Source organism: Luteibacter yeojuensis (genome assembly GCF_011742875.1).
Lineage (GTDB): Bacteria > Pseudomonadota > Gammaproteobacteria > Xanthomonadales > Rhodanobacteraceae > Luteibacter > Luteibacter yeojuensis.
In genome coordinates this window covers 2,253,872-2,279,288 of sequence record NZ_JAAQTL010000001.1, presented here as the reverse complement: position 1 = coordinate 2,279,288, position 25,417 = coordinate 2,253,872, and the positions used below count along the sequence as shown (strand labels likewise).

Below are 25,417 nucleotides of genomic sequence, written 5' to 3'. Positions count from 1 at the left end.
CGCCACTTCTCATGATCGCGGACTCCCGGCGGGCATCGCCCAGCCGGCAGGACCCGGGCGTGCGTCCGGCTTGGCCAGCAACAGGTGGGACACGCCGATCGACCGCTCGAGGAAGCCGCCCTCGCAGTAGGCGAGATAGAACTCCCACATGCGGAGGAAGCGCTCGTCGTAGCCCTGCGCGCGGGCATCGGACCAACGCGCCAGGAAACGCTCGCGCCATGCGCGCAATGTCAGGGCGTAGGACAGGCCGAAATCTTCCTGGTGGACCAACGCAAGATCGCTGGCCTGTGTCTTCGCCGCGAGCATTGCGTTCAAGGAAGGGATGAAACTGCCCGGAAAGATATGCCGTTTGATGAAATCCACCGACGCCAATGCCTGTGCATAGCGGTGGTCCTCGATCGTGATGGCCTGCACCAGGCCGACGCCGTCGGGCTTGAGCAGGGCGCCCAGCTTGGCGAAGTAGGCCGGGAGGTAGCGTGCACCGATGGCCTCGACCATCTCGATGGAGACAAGTTTGTCGTACTGCCCGTCGAGATCGCGGTAGTCCTCCAGGAGCAAGGTGACCTGCCCGTCCAGCCCGGCCTCCGCGATGCGCCGGCTGGCCAGCGCGTGTTGTTCGCGCGAGATCGTCGTGGTCGTGACATGGCAGCCATAGTGTCTGGCGGCGTGAAGCGCGAATCCGCCCCATCCCGTGCCGATCTCGACGACGCGATCGCCGGGCGTGAGGGCGAGCTTGCGGCAAATGGCGTCGAGCTTGCGCGTCGACGCGACCTCCAGCGTATCGTCGGGGTGCGTCCACAAGGCCGACGAATACATCAGGTCCGGCGACAGGAACAGGGCAAAGAAGTCGTTGCCCAGATCGTAATGCGCCGCGATGTTGCGCCGGGAGCCGACACGCGTGTTCTCACGCAGCGCGTGCCACGCGCGCATCGCCGCACCGCCTATCCGGGCGAGGCCGCCTTCCATCCGGTCGAGCAGGGCGCGGTTCCGCACCAGCAGACGCATGAGGTCGACGAGGTCGTCGCAGTGCCACCAGCCGTCGGCATAGGCTGCCCCGGCGCCGACGCTGCCGTTGAGGGCGACGGCGCGATAGAAACGCATATCGTTGATCCGCAGGAGCACATGCGCTCGAGCGGCGGCGCCCGTGACGTTCCCGAGTTCCACACGCCCCAGGCCGTCGTGCAGCACCAGGCTTCCGTCGCGCAGGCCTTGCATGGCCTCGACCAGCTTGCCGCGCAGGAAGCGATCCACGGTGCCCTCGCGTATCCGGTCCGTGCCCAGGCGTGGTTTCGCGATATCGGTCATGAGGATTCCCTGAGCGTGGAGGACTGGGCGCCGGGGTGGTCATAGGACGGATTGCGTTTCAGCCACAGCCGCAGCGCCTGCCAGTGGATGGCCCCCATCACCTGGGCCGTCATCAGCGGATAGCGCCAGAGCAACCGGCCGAGCGTGCGTCGATCGACCGGGCGCCGGCGCATGGACAATGTGGCGTCGAACTGGAGTGTCTCGTTCCTGAGCACCTTCATGTGTACGCGAAGGTCGTCCGAAGGGGGTGTAAACCGCCAGTCGTAGCGAGAGTCCATCGTCATGAAGGGGGATACGTGAAACTGCTTGTCGAAGTCCCAGGCGAAGGCGCGCCCACGCCGGCGGGCGCTGTCGACGGGCAGCACATACGCGTGCCGTTCACCCCAGGGCGTATTGGTGACTTCGGCCACGATGCAGGCGAGTGTGCGGCCGTCCGTTTCGTAGCAGTAATAGAAGCTGACTGGATTGAAGACATAGCCGGCGTAGCGCGGATGCGCGAGCATGCGAACCGGCCCGCCCGGCACATCCCCGACCGCGGCGCGAACGCGCTCGCGCACCGCATCGGTCAGCGACAGGTCGGTCGGGCCAAGGTAGTCGCTGCGCCGCCATTCGGCCAGGTTTCGTCCGTGCGCCGACCAGAGCGCATGCTGCCGGAACACCTGCTCGATCTCGTCCAGATCCAGGTAGAGCTGCGCCATGGCGTAACGGAATGCATGAGGGTGCGGTGCATGCCGGCGGTGCACCACGTGGCCCTCGTACACGGCACTGGCGAGCGGGTTCATGCCGGCGCGCCCGCGGTCTCGGCGAAATGCGCACGGGCTTCCAGCGCACGCGTGACCTCGACGGCGCTGCGCATGCCATCCTCGTGGAAACCCCACCCCCAGTACGCTCCCGCATACCAGGTGCGATGCCTGCCCTGGATCTCGCCCTTGCGGGCCTGCGCGGCGACGGATGCCGTCGAATAGACCGGGTGGTGATACACCATGCGTCGAACGACCTTCAGGGGATCGATGGCGTTCGACTGGTTGAGACTGACGATGAAGGGCTCGGGCGACCGGAAGCCCTGCAGCAGGTTCATCCAGTAGCTCACCGTGCAGTTTTCCCCGGGCTCGGCCGGAATCCTGGCATTCCAGGCCGCCCATGCCTTGTGCCGCCGGGGCATCGCGCGTGCATCGGTATGCAGCACGGTGTCGTTGGCCTGGTAGGGGATCGCACCCAGGATGTCCCGCTCCGCGTCGGTGGGATCGGCGAGCAGGGCGAGGGACTGATCGCTGTGGCACGCCAGCACGACGTGATCGAACGCTTCTTCTCCCCGGTTCGAATGAATGTGGACGCCGTCCGCGGACCGACGTACGGCGCGCACCGGCGAGCAGAGGCGCTCGTCGACCGTCCACTGCGACCGCATCGCCTCGACGTAGCGTGAGGAGCCACCCCGGACGACCTGCCATTGAGGGCGGCCGCTCATCTGCAGCATCTGGTGATTGGCCATGAACTGCACCAGGTAGCGCGCCGGGAACTGCAGGATCTGGTGCGCGGGGGACGACCACAGGGCGCTGGCCATGGGAATCAGATGCTCGTCCCGGAAGGCGGCGCCGTAGCCCTCGCGACCCAGGTAGTCGCCGAGCGTGACCCCGGGACCGGACTCGTCGAGCAGGGCCGGCGCCTGCCGATAGAAACGGAAGAGATCGCGGACCATACCGAGGAACCGTGGCGAGCACAGGTTGCGGCGCTGGCAGAAGAGCGTATCCAGGGTGCTGGCGTTGTATTCCAGGCCTGTCCGTTCGTCGTGCACGGAGAAACTCATGGTGGTCGGTTGGGAGACGATGCCCAGTTCGTCGAACAACGCGGTCAGCAGGGGGTAATGCACCGGGTTATGGACGATGAAACCTGTATCGACGACGTAGGCCTGACCGTCCCGCTGGACATGGTGGGTGTGGGTATGCCCCCCGAGATAGCGGTTGGCCTCGTACAGCGTGACCGCGTGCTTGCGGGACAGAAGCCACGCACTCGCCAGACCGGCGATGCCCGACCCCACCACGGCGATACGCAGGCTCATGGCGTCGCCTTGCGCATGACCCAAGGCGGCACGGACTTGAGGTCCCATATCAGCCCCAGGGCCGCCAGCAGGCGCAGCCCGTACCAGGTCAGGTCGAGTTCCCACCAACGGAATCCCTGGCGGGCGGAGCCGGGATAGAAATGATGGTTGTTGTGCCACCCCTCGCCGAACGTCAGCAGGGCCAGCCAGAAGTTGTTCCGGCTGTCGTCGCGGGTGGCGAACCGGCGCCGGCCGAAACGGTGCGCCAGCGAATTGATGGTGACCGTGGCGTGGAAGAGAACCACGGTGGAAACGAAGAAGCCCCATACGAGCATCTGCGGGCCACTGGTTCCCCAGGAAGGCGCGACGACATGCAACAGCGCGCCCAATCCGTACATGAGCATGCCCAGCAACAGCGGTACCGCCATGTCGTAGCGGTCGAGCCAGCGCAGCTCCGCGTACCCGCGGAGATCGGCCACGCGCTCGAGATCGGTAGGGAACGCCGCCGGCGTGAGGAACCAGCCTGCGTGGCTCCAGAGGAAGCCGTATACGGCGGGCGAGTGAGGATCGAGCGACGTATCGGCATGGCGATGATGCTGCCGGTGGTGTGCCGCCCACCACAGAGGACCGCGCTGTGCGCAGGAGGCCCCGACCAGGGCGAACGCAAACTGCACGCCGCGCGACGTACGGAACGCGCGGTGCGAGAAATACCGGTGGTAGAAGCCGGTGAGGGCAAACATGCGGACAGCGTAGAGGCCTGCTGCGACCGTGACGGCCACGGGAGACGTACCCACCCACAGTACGCCGAGGCAGGCGAGATGCATGGCGAGAAACGGCAAGGCGCGCACCCAGTCGATACGTTGCGCGTTGCCGGACCGGACGGCGCCGGCGGTGCCGGCGTCGAACCAGAGGCGCACCCGCTGCAGGACGGAGCCGCGCCGCGACGGGAAGGCCTGCATGGAGGACGACGTTCGCATTCGGATGTCCTTGACGATTTAGGACCTGTACGCGCGAGGGGCCGGATTGGATGCAGCGGGGCCGGGCCGGCAGGCGGATGCGTTCGCGATGCTGTCGCGCAAAAAAGCCCGGGCATCGCTGCCCGGGCCGGTCGCGTGGCGTTGGAGGAACGCCCTGGGATTACCGATGGAGCGAGTGCTTCAGATCGCGCATCTGGTCGTGCCCCGTCTTCACCGATACGTACGCCTCGTTGATCGCCGAGCGCGTGCCGGCGGTCACGTCGTTGTCCTTCAGCGCATCCTCGTACTTGTGCTTGATATGGTCCTCGCCGCGCTCGACTTCGTCGACCACTGCCGTGTCGTCCTTCGAACTCATCTTCGCGCGCAGTTCGACGAACATGCGGTGTGCCTTAGCGAGAACGCTCCCGTCATCCTCGGGCTTGCCGCCCAGCGCGCTCACCTGCTGGCGCAGCCGCTGCGCCACCTGGCGGCGTTCCGCGGCGCGCTGCTGGAACATGGCGGCGTAGCGGGTGTTTTCGGCGTCCTTCGCGGCCTCGCCATAGCCTTCGGCGCTGTCGATCGTGGTTTCGATCAGGGTATTCAGGACCTTGATGTCGTGGTCGGTGGTCGCGGTCATCGTCGTGGCTCCTTGTGACTCGGGGGAGTCGTTTTGGGGAACGCCAGCTTCGCGGTCAGGGCCCGCATGGCGTCGTGAAAAGCGCGTTCCCGGACCGACTACAAACCATGCTCGTTCATTCATGCGAGGCCGGGGCATACTTCCGTCTCACATCACGGTTACGGAGTGGGCCCATGGCATCCCATCGTCGCGCGCTGGTTACCGGCGCATCCGCCGGTATCGGCGAGGCTTTCGCTCGCGAACTGGCCCGGCGTGGGTACGACCTGGTCCTCACGGCACGCCGTGCCGACCGGCTCGAGGCGCTGGCGAAGGACTTGCGCGAGCGCCATGCCGTCGAGGCGATCGTCGCGCCGCTGGACCTCGCAAGAACCGACGGGCCGGAGGCCCTGGTGGCGGCGCTGGAAGCGCAGGGGCTTGCGATCGACGTGCTGGTGAACAATGCCGGCTACGGCGTGCCGGGCTACTTCGAGGAACAGCCCTGGGCGACCCATGCGGCATTCATCCAGGTGCTCATGACGGCCCCCACCGAGCTGGCCTGGCGCCTGCTTCCGGCCATGAAGGCGCGCGGTTACGGACGCATCCTCAATATCGCGTCGCTGGCGGGCCATATTCCCGGTTCGGCGGGCCATACGCTGTACGCGGCATCCAAGGCCTATCTCATCAAGTTCTCGCAATCTCTTGCGCTGGAGTGCGCGGGTACGGGCGTGCACGCCACCGCCGTATGCCCCGGCTTCACCTACTCCGAGTTCCACGACGTGACCGGTTCGCGCGAACTCGTCTCGAAAATGCCAGGTTTCATGTGGATGGACGCACCCGCGGTGGCGCGGCAAGGGCTGGATGCCGCGGATGCGGGCAAGGCCGTGTACGTGACCGGCCGGGTCAACCGGGCCATCAAGAGCCTGTTCAAGCTGATCCCGGACACCCTCGCCCTGAAGATGGTCCAGCGACAGGGCCGCCGTTTCCGCACCGGCCCGCGAGGGGGCTGATCCGTTACCCGTGACCTTTGGCATACGCCGGGCGGGGCGCCGGGGGCTAGCCTCGTCCGGTTTGCGGTGCCTTCCGCGCCGCCCTGGACCGTCACGGGGACCATCGATGTCGACCAAACGCAATGCGGCGCTTTCCGGCGCCGTCCTCCTCGCCCTGATCGGGGCGTCCGCCGCGAGCGCGGCGGTAACCACCGACGATTACCGCCGTGCGGACTCGTTCCTCGCCAACAACACCATGCCGCTGGTGGACCATTCGGTCCAGCGCGTCACCTGGATCGACGACGGTCACTTCTGGTATCGCGATCACGATAAGGACGGCGATCAGTTCCTGAAGGTGGACGCCGCGACGGGCGAAGCCACGCGCGCCTTCGACCGCGACAAAGTGGCCGCCGCGCTCTCCGCGGCCACCGGGAAGAAGGTGGACGCCGCCAAGCTCCCGGTCACCGGCTTCGTCGTCCGTCCGGACGACGGCCTGGACATCACCTCGGGCGGCAAGAACTACGTTTGCGACAAGGCCATCGGCAAGTGCGAACTCGCCGCCGTGAAGAAGGACGCCAAAGGCCAGGCCTACGGCAGCGAGCCGGGCCTGAAGTCGCCGGACGGCAAGTCCGAGGCCTTCATTCGCGACTGGAACCTGTGGGTGCGCGATGTCGCCACCGGCGCCGAAACCCAGCTCACCACCGATGGCGTGAAGGACTACGGCTACGCCACCGACAACGCCGGTTGGAAGCACACCGACGAGGCCGTCCTGGTCTGGTCGCCGGATTCCAGGAAGATCGCCACCTTCCAGCAGGACCAGCGCAAGACCGGCGAGATGACCCTTGTCAGCGTCAATGTGGGCCATCCGAAGGTCGATACGTGGAAGTACCCGCTGCCCGGCGACAAGGACGTGACGATGATCGAGCGCGTCGTGATCGACGTGCCGACGAAGAAGATGGTCCGCTTCAAGATGCCTGCCGACCAGCATCGCTCGACGATCTGCGACGATATCTCGTGCAGCCCGGGTGTCTGGGACGACGTGCGCTGGGCCGCCGACGGCAAGAGCATCGCCTTCGTGTCCACCGCGCGCGACCACACGCATGAGTGGTTCCGCGTCGCGAATCCGGAAACCGGCGAAGTGCGCACGGTGTTCGACGAAAAGGCCAGGACCTATTTCGAGGGCGGCAACGACAAGGCCAACTGGCAGTACGTGCCCGAGACCGACGAGGTGATCTGGTTCTCCGAGCGGAGCAACTGGGGCCACCTGTACATGGTCAGCTTGAAGACCGGCAAGCTCGAGCATGCCATCACGTCCGGCGACTGGAATGTCACCCAGGTGCTCCATGTCGATCCGAAGACGAAGACGATCTGGTTCCGCGGCGTCGGTCGCGAGAAGGGCGTCGATCCTTACTACCAGCAGTTCTACAAGGTGGGCTTCGACGGCAAGGGTCTGACGCTGCTGACGCCCGAGAATGCCGACCATAGCGTTTCCATGTCGAAGGACGGCACGTATTTCTTCGATTCGTATTCGACGATCGACACGCCGCCGGTCGCCCTGGTGCGCCGCTCCGACACGGGCGCCACGGTGAAGGAAATCGCCCGCGCAGACATCTCGCGCCTGAAGGCGAAGGGCTGGGTGCCGCCGACCGCGTTCACGGTGAAGGCACGCGACGGCAAGACGGATCTCTACGGTCAGATGTTCAAGCCCACGAACTTCGACGCGTCGAAGAAATATCCGCTCGTGGTCTACATCTATCCGGGTCCGCAGACGGGTTCGGTGCGCACGCGCAGCTTCATCCCCTCGCATGGCGACAACCAGGCGCTGGCCGAACTCGGCTTCGTCGTCGTCGCGGTGGACGGCATGGGTACGCCGTGGCGCTCCAAGGCCTTCCACGACGCCTATTTCAAGAACATCGGCGACAACACGCTGCCCGACCAGGTCGCGGCGGTGAAGCAGCTGGTGAAGAAGTATTCGTGGATCGACGGCGACCGCGTCGGCATCTGGGGCCACTCCGGCGGCGGCAACGCCACGGCGACCGCGATGTTCCGTTACGGCGACGTGTTCAAGGTCGGCATCTCCGAGTCGGGCAACCACGACAACCGCAACTACGAGGACGACTGGGCCGAGAAGTGGCAGGGCCTCCTGGTGAAGGACAAGGACGGCAACTCCAATTACGACGATCAGGCCAACCAGAAATGGGCGTCCGGCCTGAAGGGCCACCTCATGCTGGCGCACGGTACTTCGGACGACAACGTCCCGCCGTACGAGACCCTGCTCGTGGTCGACGCGCTGATCAAGGCCAACAAGGACTTCGACCTGGTGATGATCCCGAACGCCCACCATGGCTACGGGGCCGCCACCCAGTACATGACGCGCCGTCGCTGGGATTACTTCGTGCGTTACCTGAAGGGCGAGACACCCCCGAAGGAATTCGAACTGACGCCGCTGACCCCTCCGGGGCACTGATGGAAAAAACCCCGCTCTCGCAGCGGGGTTTTTTTTAACTCACGTCGCGACGGGCACGAAGCGCATCGCCGCCGCGTTCATGCAGTAACGCAATCCGGTCGGGTCCGGACCGTCGTCGAAGACGTGTCCCAGATGCGCATCGCAGCGCGCGCAGTTCACCGCCGTGCGCTCCTCGATGAGGCTGCGGTCGGTCTTCTCGGTGATGTTGCGCTTCGAGATCGGCTGCCAGAAGCTCGGCCATCCCGTGCCGGAATCGAATTTCGTCGCCGAGTCGTAAAGTGCCGTGTCGCAGCCGATGCACCGGTAGATGCCGTTGTCGTGGCGATTCCATCCTTCGCCGGTATACGGCGGCTCCGTGCCGTCGTGGCGCGTAACGTAGTAGGACTTGGTGCTGAGCTTCGCCCTCCATTCCTCGTCGGTCAGGACGACGCGTGGCTCGACGCACGTGCCCAATGGCTTCTTATCGTTGCCGAAACAGTCGAGGGTGACGTTGCCGCGTTTCGGCGGCGGGGCGTCGGCGGCCGCCGCGGGCCGGGTGGCACGAAGGATGAAGGGCAGCGAGGCGGACGCGGCCACGGTGGCGGCCAGCACGCCCAGGAAACGCCGGCGGTCGGGATCGTTGCGCATATTGCCTCCGGATGCGGAAGAAAGGGCGCTGTAGGAGCCGCTATAGCGGCGAGGAGAATCTTGCCAAGGTGTCGCGGGATTCCCTCGCCGCTATAGCGGCTCCAACAGTTCGTTCCTCAGAAGACCGGGGCATGGCGGTCCGGATTACACCGGGCCTCAGTCGTCCACCCAATGGCAGCGCCGCTCGGTAGTATAGGTGGCGTTCTTGTCCTGATGGCTCTTCTGGATGCGGTTGCCGGCATAACCGCCACCCACGGCGCCCGCCACGGTGGCGAGCGTCTTGCCCTTGCCGCCGCCGACCTGGTTGCCGATGAGGCCGCCCGCGACGGCGCCCACGCCCGTGCCGATCAGGCGGTTGTCGTCCTTGGAGTTGATCTGCTTGACGCGGACGTTCTCGCAGACCTGGTGCTGGCTGCGCCGGGCCTGCGCCTCGGCCGACGGCGTGGAGATGGCGGCCGTGCCAGCGAGTACGATCGCGGCGGCGGCGAGCAGTGGGCTCTTCATGTCGGATCCTCCTTTTCGGTGGCCTTCAGGGATACCTCCGGCCTCGTGATGGAGGGGTCAATCCCGGGCGTTCCCGCAGGGCGCGTCGACATGGCGTACGGCCGCGGTTTAATCGGCGTGCCGCGGGCCTCGGCGACGGCCTCGGTCAGCTCGGCGCCGAGCAGCAGGATGAGCGCGGAGTAGTAGACCCAGACCAGCAGGACGACGACCCCGCCGGCCGGGCCATACGGCCCGCCGACATTGCTGCGGTCGAGGTAGACGGCGATCGCGAACTTGCCGACGGCGAAGAGCAGGGCGGTGAGCGTGGCGCCGATCATCGCGTCGCGCCATTCGATGATGGCGTCGGGCAATACCTTGTAGATGGCGCCGAAGATCAGGACGAAAACGCACAGCGAGATCGCAATCTCCAGGATCTGCCAGCCCGTGGTGCCGCCGCGCACGAACACGGCGATCAGCGCACTGGCGGAAAACGAGATGACCAGGAGGAAGGCGAGCGATAGCAGCAGTCCCAGTGCGTGCATGCGGGCACGGAGCCAGCCGAGGATCGCGCCCCTGGTCGAGCCTGGCCGAGGTTGCAGGCTCCACACCCTGTTCAGCGCTCCCTGCAACTGGGTGAAGACGGCGGAGGCGCCGACGAGGGTGACGCCGAGGCCGATCACGCCGGCCATGCTCCCGACGCTGGGGCGTTCCTTGGCGTTCTGGATGACCAGCCGCACGGCTTCGGACGCCCGGGGGCCGACCAATCCGTTCAGGCTGTCCACCAGCTGGGCCTGCCACTCGGGGCGGAGCGAGGCGACGACCCAGAGCAGGAGGACGAGCAAGGGCGCGAAGGAAAGCGCCGAGTAGAAGGCCAGCGCCGCGGCCCGCGTCATCAGTTCGTCGTCGCTGAAGCCTCTCGCGGTGGTCTTGACCACCTGCCAGGTCATTGCCAGCCTCGAATCCACGATCCCGCCTCCGTCATGCGTGCCGCGCCAGCTTCATGGCAGCGGCGCGAAAGAAACGTGGAATCAGGCCGCGTGCATCCGGGCGATCGCCGCGGGGATGTCCCCCGCGCCGGATACTTCGGCCACGCGCTCGCCCATCGCGAAATCGCTCACGAGTTCATGCGCCCACGTGCTGTGGTAAGGCATATACACGCCCCAGCCACCGAGTTCCACTACCGGTGCGATGTCCGACTTCAGGGAGTTGCCGACCATGGCGAAGCGTTCCGGCGCCACGTCGAACTCGGCGAAGAGCCGTGCGTACGCGGCCGGATCCTTCTCCGAGACGATCTCGATGCGGTGGAAGACGTCGGCCAGTCCGCTGCGCGCGACCTTGTATTCCTGGTGGAACAGGTCGCCCTTGGTGATGAGCACCACGCGATGGGTGGCTGCGACCGCCGTGACCGCCTCGCGGATGCCGGGCAGCAGTTCGACGGGGTGCGCGAGAACGTCCTTGCAGAGACGGACGATGCGATGGATGTCGCGCGCTACGATGCGGCCGTCGGTGAGGTCGATGGCCGATTCGATCATCGACAGCGCCATGCCCTTCGCGCCGTAGCCGAACAAGGCGATGTTGCCCCGTTCGGTGGCAAGCAGCGCCTCGCGCAGGCCCTGGCTGCCGAGATCCACGTAGCGACCCAGGATGGCTTCGAACGCCTCCTGGGCCTGGTCGTAGAACTCCTGGCTGCGCCAGAGGGTGTCGTCGCCGTCGAAGCCGACAAGGTCGATCATGAAAAGAATCCCATGTGCCGCAATGGGACAGGATAGCAGCGCTTTGTGTGGGAGCCGCTTCGGCGGCGATCCCGCGGCAGCGGGCGAGCTTGCCGCGAGCACCCATCGCCGGCATAGCCGGCTCCCACACAAAACCCGCGGATCAGAACGCGACGCTGGTCTTCAGGCCCAGCACGAATGCATTGTCGTTCTGCTTGCTGCCGCCGGGATCCTTGATGTACTGCAGGTTCGGCCGGATCGCGATGGACGGGATCGGCGACCAGCTGTAGAAGACCTCGGCCACCTTCTCGTACCCGTCGTTGACGATGCCTTCCTGGCCGGGATGCGTTGCGTTGAACAGCCGCTGGTTCCGCGCCGCGTAGCCATTGGCGTGGGTGCCCGCGATGGCGGCGCCCACGAAATCGTTCGCGCGGCCGAAGATACCCTTGTACTCCATGCCGAGCGCGATCTGGTTATTGGTGGGCGACGTCGCATGATCCGCGGACGTGATGTTGAGGAACACGGTGGTTCCCCTGCCGCCGGCCTCGCCGGACACCTGCTGCTGGAAGGTGATCCACGCGCCCTTGCGCGAGCTTCGCTGCAGCGGTTCGCCACCGGCCGTCGCGAGCGGCTGATGGTCCTCGTTGAGGTAGAGATCGTTGCCCTTGGAGGTGTTGTACCAGACGCCGGCACGATACGAACCCGGCAAGCCGTTGATCGTCGGCTTCCAGCCGAATTCGAGCGGGATCAGCGCGCCGGTGGTGCCGCTGGGGAAGTCGAGGTCGAGGCCGCGGCGACGGGCGTAGCCGTCGTCGACGTATTTCGGGTTCACCTGGTAGGCGGCGATCTGCACGAACGTGTCGCTTGTCGTGTTCAGCTTGAGCACGGTGGCCCACAGGCTGGTGGGCCAGTTGACCCAGTAGTCGCCCACGACGTTGCCCGGTTGCGCACCGCAGAAGCTCAGGTTCATGAAGTCGCACGAGAAGTTGTTGATGTCCTCGCCGACCGGCATGCGACCGATCTTCCAGGTGAGCCTGTCGTCGAAGAACTTCTGCTCGAGCTCGAACATCGTGAGGTGCCAGGTCTGGCCGCGGCCATACACTTCCTGGATGAGCTGGTTGTTGCCGATGTGCGCGTCCGCGCCGATATCGCGGCCGTTGCGATCGGTGACGATCAGTTTGAAGGTGGCGCCATGCCAACCCCACAGCTTGTCGAGGTCGAGCGCGGTACCGAACTTCCACTGGTCGGTATAACGCGTGATGCGGCGATCGCCGCCCGAATAGTTATGCGCCGCCTCGAAGCCGTAGCCGAAGTCGAACGTGATGCCCTTGTCGGCGAGACGCGTGCGTGCACCGTTCCAGTCGCCGAACAGGTACTTGCCGGCGGATGCGTCGTCTGCGTGGACAGCGCCTGTGCCGAATGCCAGGCAGGCGAGCATGGCCGTTGCTAGGGGGCGCTTGATGAACTTATTGCGCATGAATCTTCTCCCTGAAGACACTGATTATGTTTTTTGGTAATTTGTTTTTGATTATCCCGGTTGCGATGCAGCACATAATTCCATGCACGCAACCGAAGCATCATAGTGATGTTGTCGTACTAATGAAGGACGCACCGCACATCTGCCGATACTGCTTTCATCGGTGTTCAGTCGTGGCGGTGTAGTGACTTCGCGTCGCATGAGAAAACTCTTGGGTCAACGCGCGCATGTGTTCATCGTGCGTGAAGAACACGACGACTTTGCCTAACTTGTACCGGCGTTGATTGAAAGCGCTTGTCGCGGCGCGTCCACTGGCGGATTCGGCAAACGGAGAGGGCCGCGTTGGCGTCGGGCTCCCGGAGTGGCCGTCACGAAGGCATAATGCGCGTCCGGTCCCTTACGAGTTTTCTCATGCCATACGATCGCAGCTGGATGGGCTACGGCATCGTGGGCGCCCTGGAGACGGGCGGCATCGCCCTGGTCGTGGGCATCGTGGTCTACGGCCTGCTGCGTGCCTTCGCCAGAGGGAGCGGCTGGAGCCACGGGAAGGAGCTAGCGGTCGCCTACGCCTTCGCCGTGGTGCTCTCGGCCGGCCAGGACCTGTGGGACCTCTTCTACTTCAACATGGCGCCCTTGCAGTCGCTGACCCTGCTGAAGCTGAAACTTGCGGCCGTGCATGATCCCGACGCGATCGGCCTGCGGGTGTTCTTCGAGTTTGTGGGAGCACTGCTGGGCGTTTGCATCGGCTGGGCGATGTTCTCTGGTGGCCTCAAGAAATTGTTCGCGAGCCTACGCCAGCCCTGAGGGTCGTAGGAGCCGCTTCATTGCTTGTGGCTGAACATCCATTCCCACAGGTCGGGCGTGGCATACGCTTTCTCCCACGAGCCGTGGCCCACCCCGGGGAATTCGGTGTATTTCACTTCCTTGCCGAGCTTGAGGAGTGCGGCGTTCATCCGGCGGGACTGCTCGGTGGGCACGACGTTGTCGTCGCCGCCATGGAAGATCCAGACGGGCAGCTTGCCGATCCTGTCCGCGACCCTGGCGAAAGGGTCCTCGCCCTTGGGCACGCCGTGCACATAGAGCCGCAGGCGGTCGTCGTCGTCGGACGTGACACCGCCGCAGATGATCGCCGCCGCGGCGAACGTATCCGGATGGTCCACCGCCAGCTGCCATGAGCCGTAGCCGCCCATCGACAGGCCGGTGAGGTACACGCGGTGGCGGTCGCCGTGGAATTCCTCGACGCTTTTCTCGAGCGCCGCCATGGCCATGTCCGCGTCCTCGGGATCGGTCCACTCCGTGCCGTCGGGAGCCTGGGGGATCACGACCACGGCGGGAAAATCCATGTGCTGCTTGAGCCAGGGCGGGAGGCCCTGCGTCATCTGCTTCCGGTTGTCGTCGCCGCGTTCGCCGCTGCCGTGCAGGAACAGCACCGTGGCGGGGTGTTTCGCGACGTTCGCCGGGACGAAGACCTGGTAGCGATACGTCTTGCCATGGCTGTCGACGCTGCGTTCGACGAAATGTGCAGGGCCGGCGGACGCGGCGCCGGCAACGGCGATGGTGAGGGCGGCAAGGGCACGGAGCATCGTGGGGATCCTTTCAGAGGATGGGATCGAAGAGGCGGGCGACGTGGAGCGCCACGCGGCGGAGGTAGGAAAGCCTGCGGTAGTCGTTCGGATTCACTTCGTCGCTGTTGGCGAAATCGTCCTCGAGCATGGCCTCCACCGAGGCGGCGAAAGCCTCGTCGACATTCAGCGCCGCGATCTCGAAATTGAGCCGGAAGCTGCGATTGTCGAGGTTCATGCTGCCGACGACGGCGGTGTCGTCGTCGACGAGCATCACCTTCTGATGCAGGAAGCCCTGCCGGTAGCGGAACATGCGGATGCCGGCCAGGGTGGCCTCGTGCGCATAGAGCGTGGATGCCATGAACACGGTACGGTGGTCCGGACGGCAGGGCATGAGGATGCGTACGTCCACGCCACGGAACACCGCCAGCCGCAGGGCGCCGAAGACGGCCTGGTCGGGCACGAAATACGGGGTCGTGATCCACACGCGCTTCGTCGCCGCCTGGATCGCCTGGGTGAAGAAGAGGGAGCAGCTTTCCTGGCGGTCGGCCGGGCCGGTGGCGACGATCATCGTCGCCGCGCGCCCGCAGCGCTCTGGCGGAGGGGACGACGGCGGGCGCTGGCCGGTCACCCAGTACCAGTCCTCCGCGAACACGCGCTGCAGGTCCGCCACCGCGGGGCCTTCGATTTCCATGTGCGTGTCGCGCCACGGCGCCAGCGGAGGCTTCTTGCCGAGGTATTCGTCGCCGGCGTTCAGCCCGCCGACGAATCCGCGTATGCCGTCCACGACCAGCACCTTGCGGTGGTTGCGGAAGTTGAGCTGGAACCGGTTGCGCCAGCGCCGCGTGGCGAAGCGCCGGACGAGCACGCCGCCGGCACGCAACCGGTCCACGTAACCGTCGTCCAGCGCATGGCTGCCGATGCTGTCGTAAAGGAGGCATACCTCCACGCCCGCCGCCGCGCGTTCGAGCAGTGCGTCGCGCAGCCGGCGCCCGAGCACATCGTCGTGGATGATGAAGAACTGCACGAGCACGTAGCGTTCGGCGCGCCCGATGGCGGCGAACATGGCGGCGAAGGCGGCTTCGCCGTCCACATGGAGGAACAGGGCGTTGCCGCCGTGCATGGCCGTCTGCAGCATCCTCCCGACGGCGTCGTAGCGGGCGTCCCGCACGGGCGCGGCATGCGCCAGCAGGCCCAGCCGCCCGCGATGCAGCGCTTCCTCGTGGAGCATGAAGAAACGGGCCTGGCGCTGGCGGTGCAGGTCGACGTAGCCGCCGAAGTGGCTGGCACCCAGGAACAGGTAGGGCACCAGCGTGACGTAGGGAAGCAGGACGAGACCCAGCACCCAGGCGAAGGCGCCTTGCGCCGTGCGCGTGTGCATCACGGCATGCGTGGCCGCGAACACGCCCGCCACATGGAGGCACAGCGCCGTGATGGCGACCAGGCTGGCGATCATGCGCGCCCGGCCTCCATGGACGTTACCTCGCGGCGACCCGCCGGCTTTCTTCCGCCAGGAGCATGTCCGCCACGCCCTGGGCCTGCTTGCGGATCTCGGGGATCGCGGTCGATTCCCAGAGTGCCCCGCGCAACAGGCTGCCGATGGCGAACATGTTCGGCCGGGGCTTGCCGTTTCCGTCCAGCAGGTGGCCGTCAGGCAACGCGGCGAAGCCAAGGCCCAGCGGGTCGGGCTGCACGAGGCCGTCGATCACCAGCTGGCGCACGAGTGGGTGTTCCGTGCGCTGCGTATCGGTGTTGAGGCCCACCGTCTGGATCACGACGTCATAGGCGTCGGTGGACTCGGCGCCGGCCGGCAGGGCGTGCACGACATCGAGCGCGCCGTCCGCCGAGAGATGCACCGAGCGCATCCGTCCGCGGGCTCGCGTGAAGCGGCCCTGGGCCTCGAGTTGCGCGACCTGCGCAGCCACCTGCGGGGGCATGCGGTGCCGCGCCCGCTCCCATGCCCAGCGGGCGTGGCGCAGGAAGCGCGCCCGCTCCGTCGTCGGCAGGTCGCGCCATAGCGATTGCGTGTGCGGCCTCATGCCGTCGACCACGGTGCGCCAGTCCTCCGCGGTCTCGGCGGCGTCGCGAAGGCGGCGCATCCAGACCCGCAGGTTCGGGTCGTCGCGCATCGATTCGATCAGTTCGCCGCCGTCGTCGTGCGGCGCCGATGCGGCCGTGAGATGAGGTTCCGGCAGCTTGCCGTGGCGCGACAGCGCATCGAAGTGCGCGTTCGGCCAGCGGGCGGACAGTTCCAGGAGGACGTCGACCGCGGTGAGGCCGAGGCCGATGATGAGGACCCGCAAGGGGCGGTCGTCCGGCGCCGCCGAGGCGAGGAAGGGCCAGGGATCGGTGATGTAGCGCCCACTGGCGATGGCGGCGTCTTCGACGCCCGGCAGCGGACGTGGCGGCAGCGAGCCGATCGCCAGCACCACGGCATCCGCGTGGGAGGTCTGGTCGCCGTACCCGATGACGATACCTTCGTCGGACGGGACGATCGATGCCGCGGCGAACGGTACGAGGTTCGCGTCGTGCCCGAACGAGCCCGCGTTCTTCAGGGCCTGTTGCACCCGCGACTGCAGGAAGTCGCCGTACATGCGCCGCGGGAGGAAGTCGGAGCCCTTCACCGAGGGGTCCAGGGCCTGCGCGTACTCCAGGAAGCCGCCCGGCTTGCTGACGAACATGCCCATGGAGGCGGCGCGGACGTTGAGGAGGTGGCGTTGGGACGGCGTACCGTACGCGATGCCGCGGCCCGGTTCCGGTCCGCCGGTGTACCAGTCCAGATGAAGCGGATGCCGCGTGCGCCGCTCCAGCAACTCGCTTGCCAGCGTCGCCGCTGCCGCGCCACCGCCGATGATGGCGACCTTGTGAAACATGCTTTGGTCCTTCGCCCGTGGGTTGGGGTGGAGGGCCGTGAGACCGTCAGGCCGTCAGGCGTCCCGCGATGATCGATTGCCTCGGTCGTGAGATCCAGTGTCCCGAAGGACCGGGCTGCTCATACGCGAGGTACTGTGCCAGATCGCCACCGTACACGTGAAGCGTGAGCGCCGTGTCATGCCGCGACAAATTGCGGCAGCGGTGGGCGTGGCCGTCGGTGGCTTCGAACCAGGTGGCATCGCCCGGGCCGAGCCATGTGCGGCCGACGCTGCGCAATGACGGGTGGGCATCGTCCTTGGCGAAGGTCTCGACCTCGAGCGCGCCGGAAAGGGTGGCTTCGAGCCCCCAGAGCCCGCCATGGTCGTGGACCGGGGTGGCATAGCCCGGCGGCCAGGCCAGGACCAGCACACTCACCGGCGGACGTGCCCGTTCGGCCAGGATCCAGCGCTCGAACCCGCGCCGCCGCTCGCGCAGCGGACCCAGCGTGGAGGCCAGCTCCGCGCTGTGGCCATGCAGGATGCCGCCGATCTCCCGCCCCATGGAGGCGAGGTCCGGCTCCGCCACGTCCGACAGGTCGAACGCGACGTCCCGCAGGGTCCTGATGATGGAAGAACGCTTACCCATGGAGGGCGGTCCGCTGGAATCGACTGCCGGGGAGTGGACCACGCGAGTCGTTAAAGGGTCGTAACTCCGGCCTTTCGCGCCGTGCTTAAACCTTTTCGCGTGGCCGGGCATCGAACCTGCGACCGCCACCCCCGGGGCGGTCGTCCCGACCACGGAGAGCCCTGCCATGTTCTTCCTCACCTCGCTCGTCGTCCTCGCCGTCGGCTTCTGGCTCGTTTTCGCCGTCGTCGGCACCGTGCTGAAGCTGGTTTTCGGCATCATCGGCGGGATGTTCAGCCTCGTCGCCACCATCCTGGGCGCCGCGATCGGCGGCGTGGCGATGCTGGCCGTGGCTCCCGTGATCGCGCTGGCGCTGCTGCCCGTCCTGCTGCCGGTGGGCCTGCTGGCCCTGATCGTCTGGGCCATCGCCCGGGCCACGCGCAAGCCGGACGTCGTGGTGATGCCGCGCTGAGAGTGCGCGGGGCACTGTGGGAGCCGGCCACGCCGGCGATCCCGCGGCAGTGGCAAGCTTGCCGCGAGCATCCATCGCCGCTGACGCGGCTCCCACAGGTCCGCTCCCTCCGGGCTAGATTTTCCGCAGGTTGAAGGTGACCGGGATGCGCGCCCAGGCCTGCACGGGCCGTCCACCGGCCGTCGCCGGTTGAAAAAGCCACCTGGCCAGTACCTGCTCGCGCGCGACCTTGTCGAGGAGGGCGTGGCCGCTGCTGCTTTCGACGACCACCTCGAGCGGTTTGCCCGATACGTCTACCAGCACGCGCAGCGTCACGGTGCCCGTCATGCGGGCGGCGACCGCCGCCCTCGGATAGGCCGGCGCCGGTGCCGAGACATAAGCGAGGGTGGCTTCCACGGGCGTGGAAGGCACCGAAGGTGGCGCGATGTCGACAGGCGCCGTCGTCATCGGAGCGGAGCCTTCGTCGGTGGGCACGGCCTGCGCCATCGGCGGAGGTGGCGCCTCGACCGGCTTCGCGGTCTGGACGGGCCGCGCCCTGGGCTTCACCGGCAACGGCTTGAGGTCGATAGGCGGTGGCGGAACGACCGTCGGCTCGACCGGGTGATCGATCAGGCGTATGACCGCGACCGAAGGCGGCGAAAACGACAGCGAGGCGACCATGGGTCGCATCACGGCGACGAGTGCGGCGGCATTGAGGGCGATCGCCGCGCTCATGGCGACGATTCGGACGGTATCCGGATGGACTCCGGCGGCGGACTGCGGACGAGCGAACGACATGAGCCACCTCCTGCAACGTGGGGGAAGGTGATGCGCGGTCGGGAACACGGCCGGGTGGGGACCGGCGGGGATCGTGTTCGGGTCCGGTTTCAGATTACGGTCAGTCGGTCGGACGCTGCAACAGGCGGCAATGCCGCCGTCTTTCAGTGCGCGACGAGCATCGGCACGTCGGACTGCATGAAGAGGAACCGGGTGGTTCCGCCGAGCACCATTTCGGAAAGGCGCGAGCGGCCCCAGGCGCCCATGACGATGAGGTCGGCACCCTCGGCATGCGCTATGTCGAGCAGGGCGGGACCCGGTGCGGCGAAGGCCTTCTCGTCCAGCCGGCGGACATCCGCCTTGACGCCGTGCGAGTCCAGCCAGCCGCAGATGTCCGTATCGGGCAGGGCGCAGGTGCCGACGTCCTCGTCGCGGCTTCCGTCGATGACGGTGACCCGGTTCGCCTTGCGCAGCAGGGGCAACGAGGAACGAACGGCAAGGGCGGACTCGCGGCTGCCGCTCCACGCCACGAGGACATGCTCGCCGAGGGTTTCCACCGGGGCGGCCTCGGGCACCACGAGGACGCCCCGGCTGGAGGCGAACACGGTACGCGACACGACGCCGAACCCTACCGGCGCGTCGCCGCGCATCGTCGACGAACGTTCCATCACGATGAGGTCGTACCCCGCCGAGGCGTGGGCGAGCAGCGAGACGGTGTCGCCGTTGCCGACGCGCCACTTGCCCTCGAGCTGGCGCGACGCGAGCAAGGCTGCCCAGTCGCCCGCCATGGCCTTGGCATCGCTGGCGCGCTGGCGCACGGCATCGAGTTGCATCGGCACCGCTTCGGGCACGGTATAGGCCGCGGCGGGAAGGTCCACGACGTGCAGGGCATCGAGGCGGGCGCCAAGACGAGTGGCCATGGCCAGCGCGGCCCGCAGGCCCGCGCCTTGCGGCGGGAGACGGGCGATGTGCACGAGCAGTTCGAGGAGCATGTCCCCATGGAACAACGACGGGGATGGCCCGGTCAATGGGCTGGACCAACCTACGAAGGGAGCGAGGGTGTAGGAGCCGCTATAGCGGCGAGGGAGCCCGCCTCGCCGCTTCATCGCTTCGTGCGCTTCTCGCCGCTATAGCGGCTCCTACATGTCCTATTTTTTTTCCTGCGACGGGATGAAGCGCGTGCGCACCGCCTCAGCCAGCAGGTCGGGAGGCAGCAGGCCCTGGGCGATCAGGAAATCGTTGAACGCCTTGCGGTCGAAGCGGTCGCCGAGGCGCGTCTGCGTTTCCGCACGCAGCTGCAGGATGCGCGTGTATCCGTAGAAGTACGCCGTGGCCTGGCCGGGCGAATTCAGGGTGTAACGGTCCAGTTCCTGGCGGGCCATCGGTTCGGAGAGGCCGACGTCGTGCACCAGGATCTCGTGCGCGCGTTCGCGCGTCACCATGCCGAGGTTCAGCATGGGATCGAGGAAGGCGCGCGCGGCGCGCAACAGCCGGAACTGCAGGGCGATGAACTGCCCCGCCGGCGGCTCGTACGGCATCATTTCCGCTTCGGCGTAGAGTGCCCAGCCTTCCACGTTCACGCTGTTGAAGGCGAACAGGCTGCGGGTGAGCGACACGCCCTGTTCCACCATCGCGGCGAACTGCAGCTCGTGGCCCGGCCGGCCCTCGTGGGCGGTGAGGGTCCAGGCGGCGGCCTCGAAGGTGAAGTCGTCGTACATCTGGGTCTTGTCGCCGTCGGCCGGCGGGTTGCCCGTGGTGAGCACGAAGGTGCCGCGCTGGCCGGTGTTGCCGATGAAGGGCGGAGGATCCATATGCGGCGCCGGCGTGCGCGCGTTCTCGGCTTCCGAGGCGAGGCGCATCGCCATGTCGCGCTTCGGCAGTTCCACGATGCGCTGCTTGCGGATCGTATCCTCGATCTTGCCGATCACGGCATGGTACGCGGGCTCGACCTTGTCCTTCGCCAGCTGCTTCTTCTTCAGCGCCTTGAGCACGTCGCGGTAGTCGCCGTCGGGCAGCCCCTCGGCCTTGGCGACGACGGGCGCGAGCATCTGCATCGCATAGGTGGTTTCCATGAACTCCAGCTGCGCGCGGTCGATGAGTTCGCGCGGGGAGATGTCGAGGCCGACCTGCTCGAGGTTGTATGCATACAGCGGCTCGGGCAGGCGGAAATCCGTGCGCGCGCGCGGCAGTACGGTCTTCTTCACCCAGGCGTTGTAATCCTTGAGCTGCCGGTCGAGCTTCGCCATGGCCTCGTCGGTGCCGGCGATCTTCTTTTCGGCGAACAGCTTGCGGATGCCATCGACGTAGCGCTGCGTGTTGCCGAGCTTCTGCTCGACATCGGCCTTCACCGGTCCCAGCAGGGACGTGTCGCCGAGTTTCTCGGTGGTGCGGGCCTTTGCCTGTTCCACGAGGGCCGTGCAGCCCGGCGTCATGCCTACATAGCATTTCAGGCGGCCCAGGGCGGCCTTGTTCTGCTCGGGTTTGCTTTCGGCGTTGAGCAGCGAAAACTCGCCGCTGAAGACGATCTGCCCCGCGTCGTACCACGGCAGGAGGTACTTGTCGTTGAGGTCGATGCCCTTGATGCTGCCGTCGATCTGCTTGAGCAGGATCTGTAGATCCTGCTTCACGTTCGAATCCTTTTCCTCGGCGAGGCGCTTGGTCACGGTATCGCGAACCCGCACGAGCGCGGCACGCTGGCGCTTGTCCACGTCGGGACCGAGGTCGACCGTCTTCTCGTCATAACCCTTCAGGCCGATATCCGTCGCGGATTCGGGACTGAAGCGGGCGGTGACATCGAGCAGCGGCTGCGCGTCCGCGTTGCTGCGGGCGATCCAGGCCGGCTGCGTGGCCGGCTCGGCGTGCAGGCAGCCGACCGCCAGCGTGACGGCGGCGGCGAGCGTGAGTCGTCGGAACATGCGTCTCTCCCCGTGGTAGTCCGCCGAGACTAGCCGTTGAGGCATCGCCCCGCCAATGTGCCTGATGGCCAGCCGGTCAGGCGAACAGGAGGGCGAGGCCCGCCATGCCGATCATGAGGAAGGAGATCACCACCTTAGCGACAATGCCCACGAGCATGCCCACCCATGTTCCGACGCCGACGTGCGCCGAGCGCAACACGCTCGTCCCCGACCACAGTTCGCCGGCCATCGCTCCCGCGAAAGGCCCGACGACGAGGCCGGGGATGCCGAAGAACATGCCGACGACCGTGCCGATGCCGGCGCCCCACAAGGCGCGCTGGCTGGCACCGATCTTCTTCGCGCCGAGCGACGCCGATACGAAATCCAGGGCGATCCCCAGGGCACCGACGATGCCGATCGCCACGAGCCAGCCCCAGCCCAGGTGGCGGTACTCGTCCACTGCGGCGGCGAGCCAGATGCCGCCGAAGATCATGGGAATGCCGGGCAACACCGGAAGGATCGCCCCCGCCACGCCACCGATGACGAGCGCGGCGGCGAGGAGGTAGAGGAACAGTTCCATCAGCGGAAGGCCTCGCGGTACTCGGGTTTCAGGTAAGCGGCGAAGGCTTCGCTGGGCACGTCCACCGCCTGGGGCCCCGCGACGTAGGAGGCCACCTGGTAAGGCGGGAAGATGAAGGTGAGGCCGCGCACCTTGTCGTCCGGACCGGTGAGCAGGCTGAACACGCGATAGTTGTCCTTGCCGGGCTCTGTCCCCTCGTCGATCTGCTCGCTGCTGGAGGCCAGCGGTTCGTCCTGGTCGTCCAGCGCGGTGAGCAGTTGCCGGCGTGCCTCGGTGGCGAAGGCGCCCTCGGCGGCCTTCGGGTCGGCGAACAGGTCGTCGATTTCCACCACGCGCCCCTCCTGCACATCGTATGTGAAGCTGTCGACGATCGGCACGGGATGGGCGCCCCCGGTGAACGACGAGCCGTCGACCTGCACGTTGATGAAGCGGTCGGTCCGGGAGGCCACGGCGATGACCATGTTCAGGTCCCAGGGCAGCTCGCGCGCCCGCGCGCGCGCTGCCGGGGTATCCAGGCTGGCGAGGAAGCTGCGCTTTTGTTCTTCCACGTAGCGGTCGATGGTATCGCGCAGCTCGCGCGCTCCCGGCGGAAGCTCGGGAAGCTTCAGTTCCATCGTATAGAGGCCTTGGCGGGCCGAAGGGGTATCCTTGTCGGCGCCCGTCCCCGCGGACGGCGTCGTATCGCCCCCGTTCGTCCGGTCGGCGTCGTGGCAGCCGGTCAGGCCGGCCCCGGCAATGGCCAGCGACAGGATATGTCGCAGTAGCATCGTGCGTTCTCTCCCTGCGAAGTACGTATCTTAGCCTAGAGCGTCTCCTGCGGAGAGCGCGTCAACATAGCGAAGGAAGAGCGTGCATAACGCGACGACGGAATCCATTACCGTGCTCAAGGCCGACGAACTCGGCCGGATCGAGCGCGTCGAGCGCAACGGCATCACGCTGATTCGCCGCGACATCGGTCCGGCGCGCTGGTGGGCCCGCTGGTTCGCCCGCCGTGCCGCGGCCCGCGAGGCACGCGCGCTCGCCCGGCTGGATGGCGTGGACGGCGTGCCGCGCCTGCTCGCGTGGACCGGACACGTCCTCGAGCGCAGCTACATGGCGGGACAGCCGATGCAACTGGGCAGGCCCCTGGACCCCGCCTATTACCGCGCGGCACTGCGCTTGCTGGTCGCACTGCATCGCCGCGGCATCGTGCACAACGACCTGGCGAAGGAGCCCAACTGGCTGGTCCGGGAGGACGGCACGCCGGGCCTCGTGGATTTCCAGATCGCCTGGACCCGTGGGCGCCGGGGTCCGCTGTTCCGCCTGCTGGCGCGCGAGGACCTGCGCCACCTGCTGAAGCACAAGCGCACGTATGCGCCGCAGGCGCTCACGTCGAGGCAATATGCGATGCTGGCGCGGCCGGCGGCCCACTCGCGCTTGTGGCGTGCGACCGGGAAGCGCCTCTACAAGCTCGTCGCCCGCCGCATCTTCGGCTACTGGGACAACGAAGGCCAGGGCCGCATCCGGCGCTGACCTCGTGTAGGAGCCGCTATAGCGGCGAGAAAATCTCGCGACGGCCCTGCAAGATTTCCCTCGCCGCCATAGAGGCTCCTACAGAGGGCTACTTTTCCACGAAGGCTCGTTCGATGACGTAATCGCCCGGTTCGCGCGTGCGCGGCGAGGCCTCGAAACCTTCCCCGTCGAGCAGAACGCAGATGTCGTCCAGCATCGAGGGACTGCCGCAGAGCATCACGCGGTCCTCGGCGGGATTCAGTTGCGGAAGGCCGGTCGCGCGCGCCATCTCGCCATCGGCGATGGCATCGGTGATGCGTCCGCGGTTGCGGAACGGCTCGCGCGTGACGGTGGGGTAATAGACCAGCTTCTCGCGCACCAGGTCGCCCAGGTACTCGTGGTTGGGCAGCTCCTTCTCGATGTAATCCGAGTAGGCGAGGTCGTTCACGTGGCGCACGCCGTGGGCCAGCACCACCTTGTCGAAGCGCTCGTACGTGTCCGGATCGCGGATGATCGAGAGGAAGGGAGCCAGCCCCGTGCCGGTACCGAGCAGGTACAGCCGCTTGCCGGGCTTCAGGTCGTTGAGCACGAGGGTGCCCGTGGGCTTGCGGCTGACGATGATCGGATCGCCCGGCTTCAGGTGCTGCAGGCGCGAGGTGAGCGGACCGTCCTGCACCTTGATACTGAAAAACTCGAGGTGCTCCTCGTAATGCGCGCTGGCGATCGAATAGGCGCGCATGAGCGGCCTGCCCTCGACCTCCAGGCCGATCATCACGAAATGCCCGCTTTCGAAACGGAAGCCCGGATCGCGGGTGGTGCGGAAGCTGAACAGGCTGTCGTTCCAGTGATGCACGTCGATGACGTGTTCGGTCGCCAGTGCCACCATGGTTTGCTTGAACCTCGAAGACGGAAAGGGACGGGCCATCGCGCCACGCGCGGTAGCCGGGCTTGGCTGGGGAAGCGGCCCTCGGGCCGCGCTGCCTCGCTCGTCGCGTCGCACCGGTGGGTGCGCGCTCATGGGGCACAAGTTTAAGCCATCTCGGGGCGGGGCGCCCGGGCCCCCGGCTGCACTAAGATGCGAGGCCGTTCGCAGGAAGAGGAGAGACGCCGGTGAGCAAGCCCGACTATGCCGTGGGCCAGGCCTGGACCTATCGCACCCGCCCGAGCGAGGAGGCGTCGCGCGTGGCGATCCGTCGGATCGACCATGAGCCCGAGGACGGAGAGGTCTTCCACGTTTCCATCCTGGACGTGAAACTGCGGAACCATCGGCTCCCCGGCGGCCTGCAGCCCGCCATGCGCCACGCGGCCGTCTCGCGCGCCAGCCTCGACAGGAGCCTTCTCCAGGTCGATGGCGTGGCCGATGGCGACGAGGGTTGGCGCGACGGCTACGGCGTCTGGCGCCAGGCGTACGACAACGGCGACGCAGGCATCTTCGACCTTCCGCTGGCCGAGGTTCTCGATTACATCGAAAGGGTCGTCGCCGCCTCGGGCGAGTCGCGCTAAAAAAAAGAGCGCCCGGTC

General features: G+C 66.8%; 26 protein-coding genes. 6 read left to right on the top strand and 20 right to left on the bottom strand.

What is annotated here, in order from left to right:
• Positions 1-9: 9 nt before the first annotated feature.
• The 5 genes from HBF32_RS10425 to HBF32_RS10405 form a co-directional block, all read right to left on the bottom strand.
• Complete coding sequence (locus HBF32_RS10425) at positions 10-1,305, bottom strand: SAM-dependent methyltransferase (protein ID WP_166699561.1); 1,296 nt, start codon at positions 1,303-1,305, stop codon at positions 10-12.
• Positions 1,302-2,087, bottom strand: coding sequence for a DUF1365 domain-containing protein (locus tag HBF32_RS10420; RefSeq protein WP_193570350.1), 786 nt, complete (start codon positions 2,085-2,087; stop codon positions 1,302-1,304). The genes HBF32_RS10425 and HBF32_RS10420 overlap by 4 nt, the downstream gene beginning before the upstream one ends.
• On the bottom strand, positions 2,084-3,361 hold the full coding sequence (locus HBF32_RS10415) for an NAD(P)/FAD-dependent oxidoreductase (protein ID WP_205287733.1): 1,278 nt from the start codon (positions 3,359-3,361) through the stop codon (positions 2,084-2,086). The genes HBF32_RS10420 and HBF32_RS10415 overlap by 4 nt, the downstream gene beginning before the upstream one ends.
• Positions 3,358-4,299 carry an acyl-CoA desaturase gene (locus HBF32_RS10410; protein WP_166700507.1) on the bottom strand — a complete coding sequence of 314 codons (942 nt, stop codon included), beginning with the start codon at positions 4,297-4,299 and terminating at the stop codon, positions 3,358-3,360. The genes HBF32_RS10415 and HBF32_RS10410 overlap by 4 nt, the downstream gene beginning before the upstream one ends.
• 178 nt (positions 4,300-4,477) lie before the next feature.
• Positions 4,478-4,933, bottom strand: a complete 456-nt coding sequence (locus HBF32_RS10405; protein WP_166699560.1) for a PA2169 family four-helix-bundle protein — start codon at positions 4,931-4,933, stop codon at positions 4,478-4,480.
• A gap of 173 nt (positions 4,934-5,106) precedes the next feature.
• Here HBF32_RS10405 and HBF32_RS10400 point away from each other — a divergent pair, with 173 nt between their 5' ends.
• Positions 5,107-5,919 (top strand): SDR family NAD(P)-dependent oxidoreductase, encoded by an 813-nt coding sequence (locus HBF32_RS10400; RefSeq protein ID WP_166699559.1) that lies wholly within the window; start codon positions 5,107-5,109, stop codon positions 5,917-5,919.
• A gap of 106 nt (positions 5,920-6,025) precedes the next feature.
• Positions 6,026-8,365, top strand: coding sequence for a S9 family peptidase (locus HBF32_RS10395; protein WP_166699558.1), 2,340 nt, complete (start codon positions 6,026-6,028; stop codon positions 8,363-8,365).
• Between the two features lie 39 nt (positions 8,366-8,404).
• Here HBF32_RS10395 and msrB read toward each other — a convergent pair whose 3' ends face one another.
• From msrB to HBF32_RS10370, 5 genes are all read right to left on the bottom strand, one after another.
• The gene (gene msrB, locus HBF32_RS10390) at positions 8,405-8,992 is read right to left on the bottom strand and encodes a peptide-methionine (R)-S-oxide reductase MsrB (protein WP_166699557.1); all 588 of its coding nucleotides are present in this window, start codon (positions 8,990-8,992) and stop codon (positions 8,405-8,407) included.
• A 156-nt stretch (positions 8,993-9,148) separates the two neighbouring features.
• Positions 9,149-9,496 carry a glycine zipper 2TM domain-containing protein gene (locus HBF32_RS10385; RefSeq protein WP_166699556.1) on the bottom strand — a complete coding sequence of 116 codons (348 nt, stop codon included), beginning with the start codon at positions 9,494-9,496 and terminating at the stop codon, positions 9,149-9,151.
• The gene (locus tag HBF32_RS10380; protein ID WP_338039763.1) at positions 9,493-10,440 is read right to left on the bottom strand and encodes a YihY/virulence factor BrkB family protein; all 948 of its coding nucleotides are present in this window, start codon (positions 10,438-10,440) and stop codon (positions 9,493-9,495) included. Before HBF32_RS10380 ends, HBF32_RS10385 begins: the two co-directional genes overlap by 4 nt.
• Before the next feature lie 63 nt (positions 10,441-10,503).
• On the bottom strand, positions 10,504-11,208 hold the full coding sequence (locus HBF32_RS10375) for an HAD family hydrolase (RefSeq protein WP_166699555.1): 705 nt from the start codon (positions 11,206-11,208) through the stop codon (positions 10,504-10,506).
• Positions 11,209-11,350: 142 nt separating this feature from the next.
• Entirely contained in the window at positions 11,351-12,664 is a 1,314-nt protein-coding gene (locus HBF32_RS10370) for a carbohydrate porin (protein ID WP_166699554.1), read from the bottom strand.
• Positions 12,665-13,075: 411 nt separating this feature from the next.
• Between HBF32_RS10370 and HBF32_RS10365 the strand changes: the two genes are divergently transcribed.
• Entirely contained in the window at positions 13,076-13,468 is a 393-nt protein-coding gene (locus tag HBF32_RS10365) for a hypothetical protein (protein WP_166699553.1), read from the top strand.
• 17 nt (positions 13,469-13,485) lie between these two features.
• On the opposite strand, the gene HBF32_RS10360 is transcribed toward HBF32_RS10365, so the two are convergent.
• The 4 genes from HBF32_RS10360 to HBF32_RS10345 are packed head-to-tail and all read right to left on the bottom strand — an operon-like array spanning position 13,486 to position 17,724.
• Positions 13,486-14,247 (bottom strand): carboxylesterase family protein, encoded by a 762-nt coding sequence (locus HBF32_RS10360; protein ID WP_166699552.1) that lies wholly within the window; start codon positions 14,245-14,247, stop codon positions 13,486-13,488.
• 13 nt (positions 14,248-14,260) lie between these two features.
• On the bottom strand, positions 14,261-15,682 hold the full coding sequence (gene cls, locus HBF32_RS10355) for a cardiolipin synthase (protein ID WP_166699551.1): 1,422 nt from the start codon (positions 15,680-15,682) through the stop codon (positions 14,261-14,263).
• 22 nt (positions 15,683-15,704) lie between these two features.
• Positions 15,705-17,099 carry an FAD/NAD(P)-binding protein gene (locus HBF32_RS10350; protein WP_166699550.1) on the bottom strand — a complete coding sequence of 465 codons (1,395 nt, stop codon included), beginning with the start codon at positions 17,097-17,099 and terminating at the stop codon, positions 15,705-15,707.
• 46 nt (positions 17,100-17,145) lie between these two features.
• The gene (locus HBF32_RS10345) at positions 17,146-17,724 is read right to left on the bottom strand and encodes a cysteine dioxygenase (RefSeq protein WP_166699549.1); all 579 of its coding nucleotides are present in this window, start codon (positions 17,722-17,724) and stop codon (positions 17,146-17,148) included.
• A gap of 166 nt (positions 17,725-17,890) precedes the next feature.
• On the opposite strand from HBF32_RS10345, the gene HBF32_RS10340 reads away from it, so the two are divergent.
• A complete protein-coding gene (locus HBF32_RS10340; protein WP_166699548.1) occupies positions 17,891-18,175 on the top strand; it encodes a hypothetical protein in 285 nt (94 codons plus the stop codon).
• A 114-nt stretch (positions 18,176-18,289) separates the two neighbouring features.
• Here HBF32_RS10340 and HBF32_RS10335 read toward each other — a convergent pair whose 3' ends face one another.
• The 5 genes from HBF32_RS10335 to HBF32_RS10315 all read right to left on the bottom strand — a co-directional run bounded on the left by HBF32_RS10335 (position 18,290) and on the right by HBF32_RS10315 (position 23,172).
• Complete coding sequence (locus HBF32_RS10335; RefSeq protein ID WP_166699547.1) at positions 18,290-18,952, bottom strand: energy transducer TonB; 663 nt, start codon at positions 18,950-18,952, stop codon at positions 18,290-18,292.
• A gap of 143 nt (positions 18,953-19,095) precedes the next feature.
• Complete coding sequence (locus HBF32_RS10330) at positions 19,096-19,923, bottom strand: universal stress protein (protein ID WP_166699546.1); 828 nt, start codon at positions 19,921-19,923, stop codon at positions 19,096-19,098.
• Positions 19,924-20,079: 156 nt separating this feature from the next.
• Positions 20,080-21,846: a DUF885 domain-containing protein gene (locus tag HBF32_RS10325; RefSeq protein WP_166699545.1), complete on the bottom strand. Its 1,767-nt coding sequence runs from the start codon at positions 21,844-21,846 to the stop codon at positions 20,080-20,082.
• 76 nt (positions 21,847-21,922) lie between these two features.
• Positions 21,923-22,405, bottom strand: a complete 483-nt coding sequence (locus HBF32_RS10320) for a DUF456 domain-containing protein (RefSeq protein ID WP_166699544.1) — start codon at positions 22,403-22,405, stop codon at positions 21,923-21,925.
• Positions 22,405-23,172, bottom strand: coding sequence for a DUF3298 and DUF4163 domain-containing protein (locus HBF32_RS10315; RefSeq protein ID WP_166699543.1), 768 nt, complete (start codon positions 23,170-23,172; stop codon positions 22,405-22,407). The genes HBF32_RS10320 and HBF32_RS10315 overlap by 1 nt, the downstream gene beginning before the upstream one ends.
• An 82-nt stretch (positions 23,173-23,254) precedes the next feature.
• Here HBF32_RS10315 and HBF32_RS10310 point away from each other — a divergent pair, with 82 nt between their 5' ends.
• Entirely contained in the window at positions 23,255-23,917 is a 663-nt protein-coding gene (locus HBF32_RS10310) for an RIO1 family regulatory kinase/ATPase domain-containing protein (protein ID WP_166699542.1), read from the top strand.
• Positions 23,918-24,005: 88 nt separating this feature from the next.
• Here the strand turns inward: HBF32_RS10310 and HBF32_RS10305 are convergent, their stop codons facing one another.
• Positions 24,006-24,782 (bottom strand): ferredoxin--NADP reductase, encoded by a 777-nt coding sequence (locus HBF32_RS10305; RefSeq protein WP_166699541.1) that lies wholly within the window; start codon positions 24,780-24,782, stop codon positions 24,006-24,008.
• Positions 24,783-25,006: 224 nt separating this feature from the next.
• On the opposite strand from HBF32_RS10305, the gene HBF32_RS10300 reads away from it, so the two are divergent.
• The gene (locus HBF32_RS10300; protein WP_166699540.1) at positions 25,007-25,399 is read left to right on the top strand and encodes a hypothetical protein; all 393 of its coding nucleotides are present in this window, start codon (positions 25,007-25,009) and stop codon (positions 25,397-25,399) included.
• Positions 25,400-25,417 lie beyond the last annotated feature (18 nt).

Coding starts and splice junctions, on each gene's coding strand:
- HBF32_RS10405 (WP_166699560.1), bottom strand. CDS start 4,933: ATGACCGCGACCACCGACCACGACATCAAGGTCCTGAATACCCTGATC.
- HBF32_RS10360 (WP_166699552.1), bottom strand. CDS start 14,247: ATGCTCCGTGCCCTTGCCGCCCTCACCATCGCCGTTGCCGGCGCCGCG.
- msrB (WP_166699557.1), bottom strand. CDS start 8,992: ATGCGCAACGATCCCGACCGCCGGCGTTTCCTGGGCGTGCTGGCCGCC.
- HBF32_RS10325 (WP_166699545.1), bottom strand. CDS start 21,846: ATGTTCCGACGACTCACGCTCGCCGCCGCCGTCACGCTGGCGGTCGGC.
- HBF32_RS10395 (WP_166699558.1), top strand. CDS start 6,026: ATGTCGACCAAACGCAATGCGGCGCTTTCCGGCGCCGTCCTCCTCGCC.
- HBF32_RS10365 (WP_166699553.1), top strand. CDS start 13,076: ATGCCATACGATCGCAGCTGGATGGGCTACGGCATCGTGGGCGCCCTG.
- HBF32_RS10415 (WP_205287733.1), bottom strand. CDS start 3,361: ATGAGCCTGCGTATCGCCGTGGTGGGGTCGGGCATCGCCGGTCTGGCG.
- HBF32_RS10385 (WP_166699556.1), bottom strand. CDS start 9,496: ATGAAGAGCCCACTGCTCGCCGCCGCCGCGATCGTACTCGCTGGCACG.
- HBF32_RS10400 (WP_166699559.1), top strand. CDS start 5,107: ATGGCATCCCATCGTCGCGCGCTGGTTACCGGCGCATCCGCCGGTATC.
- HBF32_RS10340 (WP_166699548.1), top strand. CDS start 17,891: ATGTTCTTCCTCACCTCGCTCGTCGTCCTCGCCGTCGGCTTCTGGCTC.
- HBF32_RS10370 (WP_166699554.1), bottom strand. CDS start 12,664: ATGCGCAATAAGTTCATCAAGCGCCCCCTAGCAACGGCCATGCTCGCC.
- HBF32_RS10375 (WP_166699555.1), bottom strand. CDS start 11,208: ATGATCGACCTTGTCGGCTTCGACGGCGACGACACCCTCTGGCGCAGC.
- HBF32_RS10345 (WP_166699549.1), bottom strand. CDS start 17,724: ATGGGTAAGCGTTCTTCCATCATCAGGACCCTGCGGGACGTCGCGTTC.
- HBF32_RS10335 (WP_166699547.1), bottom strand. CDS start 18,952: ATGTCGTTCGCTCGTCCGCAGTCCGCCGCCGGAGTCCATCCGGATACC.
- cls (WP_166699551.1), bottom strand. CDS start 15,682: ATGATCGCCAGCCTGGTCGCCATCACGGCGCTGTGCCTCCATGTGGCG.
- HBF32_RS10425 (WP_166699561.1), bottom strand. CDS start 1,305: ATGACCGATATCGCGAAACCACGCCTGGGCACGGACCGGATACGCGAG.
- HBF32_RS10330 (WP_166699546.1), bottom strand. CDS start 19,923: ATGCTCCTCGAACTGCTCGTGCACATCGCCCGTCTCCCGCCGCAAGGC.
- HBF32_RS10315 (WP_166699543.1), bottom strand. CDS start 23,172: ATGCTACTGCGACATATCCTGTCGCTGGCCATTGCCGGGGCCGGCCTG.
- HBF32_RS10410 (WP_166700507.1), bottom strand. CDS start 4,299: ATGCAGGCCTTCCCGTCGCGGCGCGGCTCCGTCCTGCAGCGGGTGCGC.
- HBF32_RS10420 (WP_193570350.1), bottom strand. CDS start 2,087: ATGAACCCGCTCGCCAGTGCCGTGTACGAGGGCCACGTGGTGCACCGC.
- HBF32_RS10305 (WP_166699541.1), bottom strand. CDS start 24,782: ATGGTGGCACTGGCGACCGAACACGTCATCGACGTGCATCACTGGAAC.
- HBF32_RS10350 (WP_166699550.1), bottom strand. CDS start 17,099: ATGTTTCACAAGGTCGCCATCATCGGCGGTGGCGCGGCAGCGGCGACG.
- HBF32_RS10320 (WP_166699544.1), bottom strand. CDS start 22,405: ATGGAACTGTTCCTCTACCTCCTCGCCGCCGCGCTCGTCATCGGTGGC.